This is a genomic window from Duganella sp. GW821-FHT07F09, from assembly GCF_059418705.1.
Genome location: NZ_JBWKQJ010000012.1, coordinates 272278 through 285690, shown reverse-complemented (window position 1 = coordinate 285690; position 13413 = coordinate 272278). Strand labels below are relative to the sequence as shown.

The window sequence follows — 13413 nt, the reverse complement described above, 5'->3', positions numbered from 1 at the left end:
CCGCCTGGCCGCATCTACATCTTCATTATCCAATGGAGATGCGGTACGCTCAATATACGAGGTCCGACATTCGGACAAACTGAGAAAAACGGGAACTTTTAACGCGCCAAAAGGTTCCAAAATGTCCGAATGTCGGACCTGACCCCGGCGTTTTTCCCAAAATGTCCGAATGTCGGACCTGACCCCGGCGTTTTTTCCGGTATTTGCTGCTGGGGGATGATTACCGCAGCAGGGAGTCGATTATGCCGGCGGAGCCGAATACTGACCGGCGCAGGCGGTCGTTGACGCCCAGCCATGCGACATCTTGCGGCGGGGTTTCGACCAGGATCAGATCCGAGCCGGTCTGGTCCATGTCACGCAGGGCGGCGTAGAGGCCGTATGCGTAGCCGGCCGGATTGGCGGGCAGCATTTGCTGGCTGGACGCCAACTGCGGCAGCGCGTGGCTGATGATGGCGACCTTGATGCCCTTGGCTTGCAGCTGCTGCAGCTTCGAGGTCAAGGCGGCGCCATCGAGCATCGTTACCGGCGTACGCGGCGCGTAATGCGATTCGAGCGTGCCGGAGGCGCGCGGCGCGGCCTGGTCCGGGGCGGCCGGCAATTGACCGATGACGTCGGCGATTTGCTGGGCGCTGATATGGCCGGGACGCAGCAGCACCGGGCCGTGCGTCGCCAGCCGCGACAGGTCGACGATGGTCGATTCGATGCCTACCCGGCTGGGGCCGCCCTCCAGCACCATGTTCAATAAGGCGGCCGAACAGGCGTCATCGCCCGTGATCGAGCCTTCATCCTCGTCGTCCAGCGCGAATTCGTCGCGCACGTGCTGGGCCGTGGTGGGGCTGACGTTGCCGAACTTGTTGGCAGACGGCGCGGCTACGCCACCCTTGCCGCCCTTGAAGGCGCTCAGCAAGGCGATGGCGACCGGATGCGAGGGGCAGCGGATGCCGACCGTGTCCTGGCCGCCGGAGACGGCGTCGGGAATGTGGCCGGCGCGTTTCAAAATCAGGGTCAGCGGTCCCGGCCAGAAGGCGGCGACCAGTTGCCGCGCCGCGTCCGGAATGTCGGTGACCCAATAGTCCAGATCGGCGCCGGGCGCCACGTGCACAATCACCGGGTGGTCGTTCGGACGGCCTTTGGCCTGGTAAATCCGCGCCACGGCGGCGGGATTTTCGGCGTCGGCGCCCAGGCCGTAGACGGTCTCGGTCGGGAAGGCGACCAGGCCGCCCTCCTCCAGAACCGCTGCCGCCGCCGCGATGTCGGCGGCGTCGGCTACCGCGTGATGCTGTTTCTTCACGGCGCGATACCCAGGATGGCGCAGGCGGCATTCAGCTGGCGCTGCGCCTCGTCCAAAGTCGGCGCGACAATGGTCAGGTGGCCCATCTTGCGGGCGCGGCGCGGATCGTCCTTGCCATACAGATGCAGGCAGGCGCCCGGCAGGGCCAGGATGCGGTCCCAAGCCGGCTCGCGGGCAGTGTCGCCGTCCCCTTCGAACCAGACGTCGCCGAGGATGTTGAGCATGACGGCCGGCGAATGCTGGCGCACGTCGCCCAGCGGCAAGCGCGCCATCGCGCGGACCTGCTGCGCGAACTGGCTGGTGACGCAGGCGTCCATCGTGTAGTGGCCGCTGTTGTGCGGACGCGGCGCCATTTCATTGACCACCAGGCTGCCGTCGGTCAGCACGAAGAATTCAATGCACAGCACGCCCACGTAGCCGAGCTCGGCCACAATCGCTTGCGCGGCCTGCTGCGCCACCTTGGCGCTGGCGTCCGAAACGTTTGGACCCGGCACGGTGGTGGTGAACAGGATGCCGTCGCGGTGCACGTTCTCGGCGATTGGATAGACCACCGACGCGCCATCGGCGCCACGCGCCGTCAGCACCGATACCTCATAGGCCAGCGGCAGCATCTTTTCCAGCAGGCAGGTGACGTTGTCCATGCTTTCAAACGCGGCGCGCACGTCCTCGCGCGACTTCACGCGGACCTGGCCCTTGCCGTCGTAACCCATGCGCACGGTCTTGAGGATGCCCGGCAGCAGATCGTCGGCGATATCGTCGATATCCTGCTGCGATGCGATCACTTTGTGCGGCGCCGGCAGCACACCCGAGCGCGGCGCGCAATCGACAAAGAATTTCTTCTCGGCGATGCGGTCCTGCGCCACCGACACGCCATGGGCGTTGGGCGCGACGAACACGCGTTCGGCCAGCCGCGACAAGCTGTCGGCGGGCACGTTCTCGAATTCGGTGGTGACGGCCAGGCATTGCGCGGCCAAGGCGTCGAGGCCGGCGGCATCGCTGTAGCCGGCGTTGACCAGGCGCTGCGCGACTTGGCCGGCGGGACATTCATCGGCGGGCTCGAGCACGGCAACCTGATAACCCATGCTCTGGGCGGCCTGGGCGAACATGCGGCCCAGTTGACCGCCGCCCATCACGCCCAGCCACGCCGCCGGATTGGCGGCGGGCAGAAGTGGAGAAAAATCTTTACTCATCGATTTATTTCAAACGTTATTCAAGCGGCAGCGTCATGGCCTTGGCCGCTTCGGTCTGCGTCACGCGGAAGGCTTCCAGCTTGTCGGCCAGCGCGTCGTCGTTGGCGGCGATCATGGCCACGGCCGTCAGCGCGGCATTGGCGGCGCCCGCCTCGCCGATGGCAAAGGTCGACACCGGCACGCCCTTCGGCATCTGCACGATGGACAACAGCGAATCCTCGCCGCGCAGATACTTCGACGGCACCGGCACGCCCAGCACCGGCACGATGGTCATCGCCGCGACCATGCCCGGCAGGTGCGCGGCGCCGCCGGCACCGGCGATGATGGCGCGCAAGCCGCGCGCGCGCGCGCTCTTGGCATACGCGTACATCTCGTCCGGCATGCGGTGCGCGGAAATGACTTGCGCCTCGAACGGCACGCCGAACTGCTTGAGGATGGCGACCGCGTTTTGCATCACATCCCAGTCCGACGACGAGCCCATGATGACGCCGACCAGAGGTTTGTTGTTAGCGTCCGCCATCTCAGGCCTTCAGCTTCTGGCCGGTCAGGCGCTCGATCGCCTCGAAGTACTTGGCCTGGGTCTTGTCGATGACGTCGGCCGGCAGCGCCGGCGCCGGCGCGGTCTTGCCCCAGTCCAGGGTTTCCAGGTAATCGCGCACGAACTGCTTGTCGAACGACGGCGGCGACATGTCCGGCGCGTACGAATCGGCAGGCCAGAAGCGCGACGAGTCGGCGGTCAGCACTTCGTCCATCAGGTGCATGACGCCGTTTTCGTCCAGGCCGAATTCGAACTTGGTGTCGGCGATGATGATGCCGCGCGTGGCCGCATAGTCCGCCGCTGCCGTGTACAGTTTGATGCTGATATCGCGCATTTTGGCGGCAAGTTCGGCGCCGATGCGGCTTTCCATGTCGGCAAAGCTGATGTTTTCGTCGTGCTCGCCCAGATCGGCTTTCGCGGCCGGGGTGAACAGCGGCTCGGGCAACTTCTCCGCCTGGCGCAGACCGGCGGGCAATTCGATGCCGCAGATGCTGCCGGTGGCCTGGTAATCCTTCCAGCCCGAACCGATGATGTAACCGCGCACCACCGCCTCGACCATGATCGGCTTCAGACGCTTGGCGACCACGGCGCGGCCTTTGACCTGTTCCACCTCATCGGCTGCAACCACGGACTCCGGCGCGACGCCGGTCAGGTGGTTCGGCACGATGTGGCCCAGCTTCTCGAACCAGAAATCGCTCATCTGGTTCAAAACCATGCCCTTGCCGGGAATCGGCTCGTTCATGACAACGTCGAAGGCGGACAGGCGGTCGGTGGTGACGATCAGGATCTTGTCGTCGCCGACGGCGTAGTTGTCGCGGACTTTGCCATGGCCGAGCAGTGGCAGGGATTTGATGGAGGATTGGTAAAGGCTGTTCATAGCGGAGAATGTATTAACCAAACGTAGAAAAAGCGAAAACCGGCGACAAGGAAACCTTGCCAGCCGGTCAAGAGATTCGGGCAACCTTCGCCCGTCCAACCCGAATTTTACTTCACAATCTGTTGCAGCTCGCCGGCCTTGTAACGCTCGGCCATTTTTTCCAGCGTAACTTGCTTGATTTTCGACGCCTGGCCGGCGCAGCCGAACTGCTCGAAACGGGCGCGAACGATTTGTTCGGCGGCCAGGCGGGCAGGCTTCAGGTAGTCGCGCGGATCGAACTTCGACGGGTTCTGGAACATGAACTGACGGATCGCGGCGGTCATCGCCAGGCGGATGTCGGTGTCGATGTTGATCTTGCGAACGCCGTGACGGATGCCTTCCTGAATTTCTTCAACCGGCACGCCATAGGTTTCCTTCATGTCGCCGCCGAATTCGCGGATGATGGCCAACAGTTCCTGCGGCACCGACGACGAACCGTGCATCACCAGGTGGGTGTTCGGGATGCGCGCGTGGATTTCCTTGATGCGGTCGATCGCCAGGATGTCGCCGGTTGGCTTGCGGGTGAACTTGTAGGCGCCGTGCGAGGTGCCGATGGCGATGGCCAGCGCGTCGCACTGGGTTTGCTTGACGAAGTCGGCGGCCTGGTTGACGTCGGTCAGCAGCTGCTCGCGGGTCATGGTGCCGTCGGCGCCGTGGCCGTCTTCCTTGTCGCCCTTCATCGTTTCCAGCGAACCCAGAACGCCCAGCTCGGCTTCGACGGTGACGCCGATGGCGTGCGAGAACTTGACCACTTCGCGCGACACTTCGACGTTGTACTCGTACGATGCGACCGACTTGCCGTCCGCTTCCAGCGAGCCGTCCATCATCACCGACGAGAAGCCGGAGCGGATCGCTGCCATGCAGACCGCCGGCGACTGGCCGTGATCCTGGTGCATGACGACCGGAATGTGTGGATAGGCTTCAATCGCGGCGTCGATCAGATGACGCAGGAACGCTTCGCCGGCATATTTGCGGGCGCCGGCCGAGGCTTGCATGATGACCGGGCTGTCGAGCGCGTCGGCGGCGGCCATGATGGCCTGCACTTGCTCCAGATTGTTGACGTTGAAAGCAGGGATGCCATAGCCGTTTTCAGCGGCGTGGTCCAGCAGTTGACGCATGGATACGAGGGACATGATGTGTACTCCAAACAATAAAAAAACTTGGTTGCCGGAGCGTTGCGCCCCCGTTCCGCGGGGGCGCGCTATCGGACTTACTTAATACCTACTTTGACGATCTTGAGCGCGTTGGTGCCGCCGGCCTGGCCCATCTGGCCGCCCCACGTCACGACGATCATATCGCCCTTCTTGACGATGCCGTTCTGCACCAGCAAGTCTTCGGCCGCCTGCAACACGGCGGCGCTATCGCCAGCCTGCGCTAAATTGTATGCCTTCACGTTGCGGTACAGCGCCGCCTTGCGCTGGGTCGTCACGCTCGGCGTCAACGCGTAGATCGGCGTGTCGATGTTGTGACGGCTCATCCACAGCGCGGTCGAACCGGACTCGGTCAGCGCGACGATCGCCTTGACCGCCAAGTGGTGCGCGGTGAACAGCGCGCCGTAGGCGATCGACTGGTCGATGCGGGTGAAGGTCACATTCAGGAAGTCGGCGTCGAGCTTGTTGTACTCGGACTGCTCGGCTTCCACGCAAATGGCGGCCATCATTTCCACGGTCTCGATCGGGTAGCGGCCCGAGGCGGTTTCCGCCGAGGTCATCACCGCGTCGGTACCGTCCAGCACGGCGTTGGCCACGTCCGACACTTCGGCGCGGGTCGGCACGGCGTTGAAGATCATCGACTCCATCATCTGGGTCGCGGTGATCGCCAGCTTGTTCGACTCGCGCGCCATCTTGATCATGCGTTTTTGCAACGCCGGCACCGCCGCGTTGCCCACTTCCACCGCCAAGTCGCCACGGGCGACCATGATGCCGTCGGAGGCGTCGAGGATCTCCTGCAGCACAGGGATCGCTTCGGCGCGCTCGATCTTGGCGATCATCATCGGCTTGTGGTTGAACGGCTCGCCGGCGATATTGGCCAGGGTGCGCGCCATTTCCATGTCGGTTGCACTTTTCGGGAACGAGATCGCCAGATAATCGCACTGGAAGCTCATTGCCGTCTTGATGTCTTCCATGTCCTTGGCGGTCAGCGCCGGCGCGGTCAGGCCGCCACCCTGGCGGTTGATGCCCTTGTTATTGGACAGCTCGCCACCGATTTTCACGGTGGTAAAGATTTCATGGCCGACGATCTTGTCGACCACCAGCACGATCAAGCCGTCGTTCAGCAGCAGCTTGTCGTCGGCGCGCAAATCCTGCGGCAGCGCCTTGTAATCCAGACCGACGCGCTCCTGGTTGCCCAGTTCGCCGTTCTCGCCCCACTTGGCGTCCAGGATGAACTTGTCGCCATTGGCCAGATCGATCTTACCATTTTCAAATTTGCCCACACGGATCTTAGGACCCTGCATGTCCGCCATGATCGCCACTTCGCGACCGCATTCGGCCGCCGCCTCGCGCACCAGCTTGGCGCGGTCGATATGGTCCTGCGCCTTGCCGTGCGAGAAATTCAAACGCACGACATCCACCCCGGCGCGTATCATTTTTACCAGAACGTTGAAGTCTGTAGAGGCCGGGCCGATCGTTGCGACAATTTTGGTACTACGGGACATAGGATTCCTTAGCGTTGGGTCATGCGGAAAGCCCCCGCAACAGCGGCGGAGACCAGGAAAAAACCAGGAAAGCTGCACTGTAAGCTCGTGTCGAGCTTGGTGTCGCCCGGTTCGTAGGTGCCAAAGTGGCTACCAATGTAGCCAAACTACAAATCTTTGTAGCAAACTTTCACGAACCGGGCTTTTTTCAGCTATTCCTAGGATTTTACTGGCAATTTGCTACACCGCACGACCGTGCTTTTTACGTCACATCGATACTAAAGTTATTGCGCCGCAGCACGCTGCGTCAGGATCTCCACCGCTGGCAAGGTCTTGCCTTCCAAGAATTCCAGGAAAGCGCCGCCGCCGGTCGAGATATAACCGATCTGCTCGGTGATACCGTATTTGGCGATCGCCGCCAGGGTATCGCCACCGCCGGCGATCGAGAACGCCTTGGAGTTGGCGATGGCCAGCGCCAAGGTCTTGGTGCCTTCGCCGAACTGGTCGAACTCGAACACGCCGACCGGGCCGTTCCAGACGATGGTGCCGGCGGCCGCGATCTGCGCGGCCAGGGTGGCGGCGGTTTTAGGACCGATATCCAGGATCATGTCGTCGTCGGCGACATCGGCCACGTCCTTGACGGTGGCGACGGCCGTTGGCGAGAATTCCTTGGCGCACACGACATCGACCGGGATCGGCACTTGCGCGCCGCGCTTGGCCATGATGTCGATGATGGCCTTGGCTTCTTCCACCAGCTCATTTTCCACCAGCGACTTGCCGATGTTCAGGCCGACGGCCTTCATGAAGGTGTTGGCGATGCCGCCGCCGACGATCAGGTTGTCGACCTTGTCGGCCAATGCCTTCAGGATCGACAGCTTGGACGAAACCTTGGAACCGGCGACGATGGCCAGCAGCGGACGGGCCGGGGCACCCAGCGCCTTGCCCAACGCGTCCAGCTCGGCGGCCAGCAGCGGACCGGCCGACGCGACCGGCGCGAACTTGGCGATGCCGTGGGTCGATGCTTCGGCGCGGTGGGCGGTGCCGAAAGCGTCGTTGACGTAGATATCGCACAACTTGGCCATTTTTTGCGCCAGTTCGTCGTTGTTCTTCTTCTCGCCCTTGTTGACGCGGACGTTTTCCAGCAGCACGACCTGGCCGGCTTGCAGGTTTTCCAGGCCGGCGCCATCGACCCAGTTCTGCTTCAGCTCGACCGGCTGGCCCAGCAGCTCGGACAGGCGAGCGGCGACCGGCGCCAGGCTGTCTTCCGGTTTGAACTCGCCTTCGGTCGGACGGCCCAGATGGGACGTCACCATCACTTTGGCGCCGGCGGCCACGGCCGCTTTAATCGCGGGAACCGAGGCGCGAATGCGCGTATCTTCGGTGATATTGCCCGCATCATCCTGCGGCACGTTCAAGTCGGCACGGATGAAGACGCGCTTGCCTTGCAGCGCATTCTGGGCGATGAGATCTTGCAGACGGATGAAGTTCAAAACAGCGGACATGGCGACCCAAGGGTGAGTTGAAAGAAGAGCGCTATTTTACCGCAAGCCGAGCCGTGTTTTATTGTTATTGAAATACAGGAACAAGGGTGGGTAAGAGGCGCAGTGCCGTAAAGAAAGCCATCCCAAAGATGATGGTCTCAAGCATATTGCGTCGCAGCAAATAGTAACCTGTAGCGACAACGCCCGAGATTAATTTCAGGTTGCTGAAATCGAGGACGACGTGGCCGTCCGGGGCCAGCAGCAGATCCGGGAAGATAATGGCCGCCAGCGCGCAGGCCGGTGCATAGCGCAGCATTTCCTGCACGCGTTTGGGGATGGTGACATGCTGGCCGATCAGCCAAAACGAACTGCGCGTAGCGGCGGTGGCCAGCGCCAGCACGCCGATGACGACCCAAATTTCCCAATCAGCCATTTTTGCCTTCCCGGCTACGCCACTTTTCCGTGCCTTCTTCGACTGCCATCGAGGTCAGCATTCCCACTAGCACGGCCAACAACAATCCCAATTTGTACGGCAACCCCGCCGCGACCACGGACACGCCGCCCGCGACGAGCACGCCGCACAGCGCCGGGCGCCCCACCATCAACGGGATCATCACGCAAATAATGGCCAACGTGCCGGCAAAACCCAGCCCCCATTCGGGCGGCACCGTGCTGCCGAGGAAAATGCCGGCGATCGAGCCAACCTGCCAAGCGCCCCAGTTCGGATACATCAAGCCCTTCAGATAGGACAACTTCCCAACCTGCGGCTCCTCGGACGGATACTTTTGCAAAAACATCGCCACCGTCATATCCCCGGAGACATAACCAAGCAAAAACCGACGCGTCCATGGAAGGTGCGCGAAGTGCGGCGCCAACAAGGCCGCGAAGATAACGAAACGCAGATTGACGACGAACGCCGTCAGGAAGATGACCCAGATCGGCGCGCTCGCCGCGATCAACGGCAGCGCCGCCAGTTGGGCGGAGCCCGCGAACACCAGCAAGGTCATACCCAGCGCCTGCGGCACGCTCAACCCGGACTTGACCATCGCGATGCCCACCACCAGTCCCCAGGCGCCGATGCCGAACAACGTGGGAGTGCCGACCTTCAGGCCTTCCCGCCAGGAAGGCTCATGGTGTTCCGGCATGTAGCGGCCGGGCGCGGGAGGGGTGCTGCTCGGTTGGGTCATGTGGCTTCAGCTACTCAGGTGGTTGTGGCATTCCCGCCACACAGCAGGCCACACCCGTATTGTGGAGGCGCTATTTTACCGATGATTTTTGCTCAATGCGCAATTCCGTTAAAATCGTGGTTTTCACGCCTTTCGGAGCATTACAACATGACCAACGCCAACACGTCCGCCGCAGCCGCCACCAACGCCGTTGAGCTGGATGGCAAGGATTTGCCGGCACATTGCCCGAACCCAGCAATGCCGCTGTGGTCGTCGCACCCACGCGTGTTCCTGGAATTCAACCACGACGGCGTCGCCAAGTGCCCGTACTGCGGCACCGCCTACCGCCTGAAGCCAGGCACCGTCGTCGGCCACCATTAATATGCACACCGCCAGCCGCGTCTCCCGGAGCCAGCATGCCCATTAAACGAGAAAAACAGTTGAACGGCAGCGCCGTCGAGGTGGAAACGGCGTTCTACGCCGCGCTCAACCGCGCCGACCTGGACGCGCTGATGGCCCTGTGGGCCGACGACGAAGAGATCGTCTGCGTCCATCCGGGCGGCCCCCGCCTGATCGGCCACGCGGCGATCCGCTCGTCATGGAGCAAGATCCTCGAACACGGCGGCCTGCACATCATGCCGTCGCAACTGCACGAAACCCACAATCTGATGAGTTCCGTGCACACGGTGGTCGAAGGCACGACGGCCGCCAGCGGCGAACCGGCGCACCTGCTCGCCACCAACGTCTACGTTAAAACACCGCGTGGCTGGCGCATCGTGCTGCACCATGTATCGGTAGCGCCCGGTCCCGTGCCGACCGACACGGCGACGCAAATCCTGCATTAACGCCACCATCGACTGTCCGCCGTGAAGTACACCGCTCCGTTCTGGCTGCCTAGCGGTCACCTGCAAACCATCTACCCGGCCGTGGCCATCGCCAAGCCGGCGGTGGCGTTCCGCCGGGAACGCTGGGACGCGCCGGACGGCGACTTCGTCGATGTCGACTTCGTCGACGGCCGGCCCGGACAACCGTTGGTGGTGCTGTTCCACGGCCTGGAAGGCTCGTCCGACAGCCACTACGCGCGCGCGCTGATGGCAGACATCGCCGCGCGCGGCTGGTCCGGCGCGGTGCCGCATTTCCGTGGCTGCTCCGGCGAGGCCAACCGCGCGCCGCGCTTCTACCACTCCGGCGACGCCACCGAAGTCGACTGGATCGTCCGCCGCCTGCACGCGAAGCACGTCGAACAGGGCGGCGGCAAGTTCTACGCGGCCGGCGTCTCGCTGGGCGGCAACGCGCTGCTGCGCTGGCTGGGCGAATCGCAACACCAGGCCGACTTCGTCGACGCGGCGTGCTCGGTGTCGGCGCCGCTGGATCTGGCGCAGGGCGGCGCCTCGCTGTCGAGCGGCTTCAACATGATCTACACGCGCATGTTCCTGCAAACGCTCAAGCCCAAATGCATCGCCAAGCTGCGCGAATTCCCCGGCCTGTTCGACCTCGACGCGCTGCACGCGGCGCGCGACCTGTACGCCTTCGACAACGTCGTCACGGCGCCGCTGCACGGCTACCGCGACACCGACGACTACTGGGACCGCGCCAGCGCCAAGCACGTGCTCAACGACATCACCGTGCCGACCCTGGTGCTCAACGCCAGGAACGATCCCTTCCTGCCCGGGCGCCACCTGCCGCAGCGTGCGGCGTCAAACGTGGTATTGGACTATCCTGACCACGGAGGCCATGTCGGCTTCGCGGTCGGCTGGCTGCCGGGCAAGCTGCACTGGCTGCCGCAGCGTCTGATTCACTTTATGGAAGGCGCCAACGACGGTATGGCCCAGAAACGGATCGAGAAGAAACATGGATGACATCGTCAAGCAGGCCTTGGCCAAATGGCCGAACGTGCCCCACTGCTACGGCTGGCTGGGCCTGGACGCGCGCGGCAACTGGCGCATGCGCGATGAGCGCGCCCAGCAGCAAAATCTACCCGGCGACAAACTCGCGCACGAGGCGCTGATCGCCTTCATCGTGCGCAACTACGCGGCCGACGAACGGGGTTGCTGGTATTTCCAGAACGGCCCGCAGCGCGTGTACGTGAACCTGGAAGCGACGCCCTACATCGTGCGCACCGATCCGTCCTGCGGATGGCTGCTGCACACGGGCACCGCCATGGGCGGCATCGACAAGGCGGTGTTGACGGAGACCGGCGCGCTGGTCCTGCGCAGCGGCGAAATCGTCGCCCAGCTGGACGACCGCGATTTCGCGCTGGTGCTGCCACTGCTGAGGATGAACGACGAGCCGGTGGCCGACGAGACCTTGCTGGAATGGATGGAGAGCGACGCGCACTCGGTCGCCTCCACGTTGACCTTGACCGATCACGAGCGCCAGGTGCCGGTGCATCGCGTGACCGCCGCGCAGCTGGCGGCGCACTTCGGCTACGTCAGCGAACCGAGCGCCCCGGCGTAAGGTCCTGCGAACCCTGGCGCAGCCGGTCGAACGGATTGGTCGACTGGTTGGAGAACGGGCTGTTCGGATTGCTGGTACGGTCGTCGTCCTCGGCGCGGGAACCCGAGCGCATCTCCGCCTTGAACGCCGGCCGACTGTCGGCCTCGCGCAAATCCTTCTTGCCCTTGTCGCCCATTTCCTCGCGCCGGCGCGCCTGCAACTCGCGCTCGCGCGCATCGATCACGGCCTGGTCGTAGAACGACGCATCGGGCGCCTTGCGCGCATAGCCGAGCTGGTCGAGCGCCGACAATACGCCGCCCTGCAACACATACGACTCGGCCAGCGCGATGTGCTGTAACGCCACCTTGCCCTGCTTCGAATACGCCTGCGCCAGCAGATCATAGGCGTTCGGATCTTCGCGATAGGACTGCACCTGGTCGCGCAGATAACTGGCCGCCTCCTCGTACTTGCCGGCGGCGATCAGCGCCTCGCCGTACAGGTGCGCGATGCCGCGTGACAGCGGATAACGCTGGTGCGCCGCCTCGGCGTCGACCACGGCCTGCGCGAGGACGGCCTTGTCGTTGGGCTGCGCCAGCTTGATCTCGATGGCCGTGCTGACGAAAATCGCATCCGACGACGGCTTCGGCGCCGCGCTGAAGGTGCCGGCGGCGGGCGCCTTGCCGAACGTCGCGCGCGCCTTGTCCAGCCACACCTGCGCGTTGGCGGTATCGCCTTTTTTGAGCGCCAGGAAAGCCATGCCGTACTGCCCCGCCGTCAGCTGATGGCGGTTCTCCTGCAGCATCTGGTTCTCAAAGAACGTCTTCGACTCGGCATAGCCCTGCGACGTCTGATCCTGCAACACGCGCGCGCGCGAACGCACCAGATAGAAATCGAGGCTGTCGACGCGCTGCTTGTACGGCTGGTCGCGGATGCGCGCCTGGATGTCGGCGATGCGCTCGGTCGTCAACGGGTGGCTCTGCAGATAAGCCGGCACCAGATCGCTGTAATTGCGGCTAGCGGCCTGCATGCGCTGGAAGAATCCCACCATGCCGGACGTATCGAAGCCGGCCTCGCCCATGATCTGGAAGCCGATGCGGTCGGCCTCGCGCTCGGCGTCGCGGCCGAAATTCAGTTGACGCTGGATCGCCAGGCCCTGCCCGCCCATGAACACGCCCATGGCCGCGTCGCCGCCGGCACGGGACGCCAGCGCGGCCAGGATCATCGCCGCCAGCGGGATCAGCGCATCCTGCTTTTGCTGACCGATGGAACGGGCGATGTGGCGCTGCGCCACGTGGCCGATCTCGTGGCCCAGCACGGACGCCAGTTCCGATTCGGACTGCGCCGCCAGCAGCAGCGCCGAGTGCACGGCGATGAAGCCGCCCGGCAACGCGAACGCGTTCAGGTTCGGATCGCGCACGGCGAAGAAGTAATAGTCGAAATTGGCCTCGCCGCGCGCGTCCGGGCGGGCCGCCACCAGCGCGTTGCCGAAGGTGTTCAGGTACTCGAGGATAGGGCCGTCGTCGAGGAAATCGCGGTCGCGGCGGATATCGCGCATGATCTCCTCGCCCAGCTTGCGCTCCATCAGCGGCGACAAGTCCTGGCGTTCGGTATCGCCCAGCGCCGGCAGGTTGGGAATCTTGGCCGGGGCGAGCGCGTTCTGCGCCATGGCCATCGGCATGGCGACCAGCAGGGCGGCCGCGATCATGCGCATGCGCAAGGGACGGCGGCCATCGTAGGTAGGGGGGCAACGGTTCGATTTC

The 13413-nt window shown here is 63.8% G+C and carries 14 protein-coding genes; 4 read left to right on the top strand and 10 right to left on the bottom strand.

Annotation, left to right across the window (positions count from 1 at the left end):
* Positions 1-220: 220 nt before the first annotated feature.
* From AC07P1_RS28175 to AC07P1_RS28135, 9 genes are all read right to left on the bottom strand, one after another.
* Complete coding sequence (locus AC07P1_RS28175) at positions 221-1291, bottom strand: L-threonylcarbamoyladenylate synthase (protein WP_494698943.1); 1071 nt, start codon at positions 1289-1291, stop codon at positions 221-223.
* Positions 1288-2481, bottom strand: coding sequence for a 5-(carboxyamino)imidazole ribonucleotide synthase (locus AC07P1_RS28170; protein ID WP_494698942.1), 1194 nt, complete (start codon positions 2479-2481; stop codon positions 1288-1290). The genes AC07P1_RS28175 and AC07P1_RS28170 overlap by 4 nt, the downstream gene beginning before the upstream one ends.
* Before the next feature lie 16 nt (positions 2482-2497).
* Positions 2498-3001 carry a 5-(carboxyamino)imidazole ribonucleotide mutase gene (gene purE, locus AC07P1_RS28165; RefSeq protein WP_494698941.1) on the bottom strand — a complete coding sequence of 168 codons (504 nt, stop codon included), beginning with the start codon at positions 2999-3001 and terminating at the stop codon, positions 2498-2500.
* 1 nt (position 3002) lies between these two features.
* The gene (locus tag AC07P1_RS28160) at positions 3003-3896 is read right to left on the bottom strand and encodes a phosphoribosylaminoimidazolesuccinocarboxamide synthase (RefSeq protein WP_463452862.1); all 894 of its coding nucleotides are present in this window, start codon (positions 3894-3896) and stop codon (positions 3003-3005) included.
* A gap of 107 nt (positions 3897-4003) precedes the next feature.
* Positions 4004-5068, bottom strand: coding sequence for a class II fructose-bisphosphate aldolase (gene fba, locus AC07P1_RS28155; RefSeq protein WP_090325362.1), 1065 nt, complete (start codon positions 5066-5068; stop codon positions 4004-4006).
* A 77-nt stretch (positions 5069-5145) separates the two neighbouring features.
* Positions 5146-6591, bottom strand: coding sequence for a pyruvate kinase (gene pyk, locus AC07P1_RS28150; protein ID WP_494698940.1), 1446 nt, complete (start codon positions 6589-6591; stop codon positions 5146-5148).
* Positions 6592-6854: 263 nt separating this feature from the next.
* Positions 6855-8072: a phosphoglycerate kinase gene (locus AC07P1_RS28145; protein WP_315222350.1), complete on the bottom strand. Its 1218-nt coding sequence runs from the start codon at positions 8070-8072 to the stop codon at positions 6855-6857.
* Positions 8073-8136: 64 nt separating this feature from the next.
* Positions 8137-8484 carry an AzlD domain-containing protein gene (locus AC07P1_RS28140; RefSeq protein WP_494698939.1) on the bottom strand — a complete coding sequence of 116 codons (348 nt, stop codon included), beginning with the start codon at positions 8482-8484 and terminating at the stop codon, positions 8137-8139.
* Positions 8477-9238, bottom strand: coding sequence for an AzlC family ABC transporter permease (locus AC07P1_RS28135; protein WP_494698938.1), 762 nt, complete (start codon positions 9236-9238; stop codon positions 8477-8479). Before AC07P1_RS28135 ends, AC07P1_RS28140 begins: the two co-directional genes overlap by 8 nt.
* Before the next feature lie 147 nt (positions 9239-9385).
* Here AC07P1_RS28135 and AC07P1_RS28130 point away from each other — a divergent pair, with 147 nt between their 5' ends.
* The 4 genes from AC07P1_RS28130 to AC07P1_RS28115 are packed head-to-tail and all read left to right on the top strand — an operon-like array spanning position 9386 to position 11674.
* A complete protein-coding gene (locus AC07P1_RS28130) occupies positions 9386-9598 on the top strand; it encodes a zinc-finger domain-containing protein (RefSeq protein WP_090325353.1) in 213 nt (70 codons plus the stop codon).
* Positions 9599-9633: 35 nt separating this feature from the next.
* The gene (locus AC07P1_RS28125) at positions 9634-10062 is read left to right on the top strand and encodes a YybH family protein (RefSeq protein ID WP_494698937.1); all 429 of its coding nucleotides are present in this window, start codon (positions 9634-9636) and stop codon (positions 10060-10062) included.
* 21 nt (positions 10063-10083) lie between these two features.
* Entirely contained in the window at positions 10084-11076 is a 993-nt protein-coding gene (locus AC07P1_RS28120) for a YheT family hydrolase (RefSeq protein WP_494698936.1), read from the top strand.
* Complete coding sequence (locus AC07P1_RS28115) at positions 11069-11674, top strand: DUF2946 family protein (protein WP_494698935.1); 606 nt, start codon at positions 11069-11071, stop codon at positions 11672-11674. Before AC07P1_RS28120 ends, AC07P1_RS28115 begins: the two co-directional genes overlap by 8 nt.
* Here AC07P1_RS28115 and AC07P1_RS28110 read toward each other — a convergent pair.
* Positions 11649-13364 (bottom strand): beta-barrel assembly-enhancing protease, encoded by a 1716-nt coding sequence (locus AC07P1_RS28110; RefSeq protein WP_494698950.1) that lies wholly within the window; start codon positions 13362-13364, stop codon positions 11649-11651. The genes AC07P1_RS28115 and AC07P1_RS28110 overlap by 26 nt on opposite strands.
* Positions 13365-13413: the final 49 nt, after the last annotated feature.

What these genes read in the sequence shown, in the direction of transcription:
- AC07P1_RS28115 (WP_494698935.1), top strand. Translation starts at nt 11,069, where the DNA reads ATGGATGACATCGTCAAGCAGGCCTTGGCCAAATGGCCGAACGTGCCC.
- AC07P1_RS28130 (WP_090325353.1), top strand. Translation starts at nt 9,386, where the DNA reads ATGACCAACGCCAACACGTCCGCCGCAGCCGCCACCAACGCCGTTGAG.
- purE (WP_494698941.1), bottom strand. Translation starts at nt 3,001, where the DNA reads ATGGCGGACGCTAACAACAAACCTCTGGTCGGCGTCATCATGGGCTCG.
- AC07P1_RS28170 (WP_494698942.1), bottom strand. Translation starts at nt 2,481, where the DNA reads ATGAGTAAAGATTTTTCTCCACTTCTGCCCGCCGCCAATCCGGCGGCG.
- AC07P1_RS28135 (WP_494698938.1), bottom strand. Translation starts at nt 9,238, where the DNA reads ATGACCCAACCGAGCAGCACCCCTCCCGCGCCCGGCCGCTACATGCCG.
- AC07P1_RS28145 (WP_315222350.1), bottom strand. Translation starts at nt 8,072, where the DNA reads ATGTCCGCTGTTTTGAACTTCATCCGTCTGCAAGATCTCATCGCCCAG.
- AC07P1_RS28110 (WP_494698950.1), bottom strand. Translation starts at nt 13,364, where the DNA reads ATGCGCATGATCGCGGCCGCCCTGCTGGTCGCCATGCCGATGGCCATG.
- AC07P1_RS28160 (WP_463452862.1), bottom strand. Translation starts at nt 3,896, where the DNA reads ATGAACAGCCTTTACCAATCCTCCATCAAATCCCTGCCACTGCTCGGC.
- pyk (WP_494698940.1), bottom strand. Translation starts at nt 6,591, where the DNA reads ATGTCCCGTAGTACCAAAATTGTCGCAACGATCGGCCCGGCCTCTACA.
- fba (WP_090325362.1), bottom strand. Translation starts at nt 5,068, where the DNA reads ATGTCCCTCGTATCCATGCGTCAACTGCTGGACCACGCCGCTGAAAAC.
- AC07P1_RS28125 (WP_494698937.1), top strand. Translation starts at nt 9,634, where the DNA reads ATGCCCATTAAACGAGAAAAACAGTTGAACGGCAGCGCCGTCGAGGTG.
- AC07P1_RS28140 (WP_494698939.1), bottom strand. Translation starts at nt 8,484, where the DNA reads ATGGCTGATTGGGAAATTTGGGTCGTCATCGGCGTGCTGGCGCTGGCC.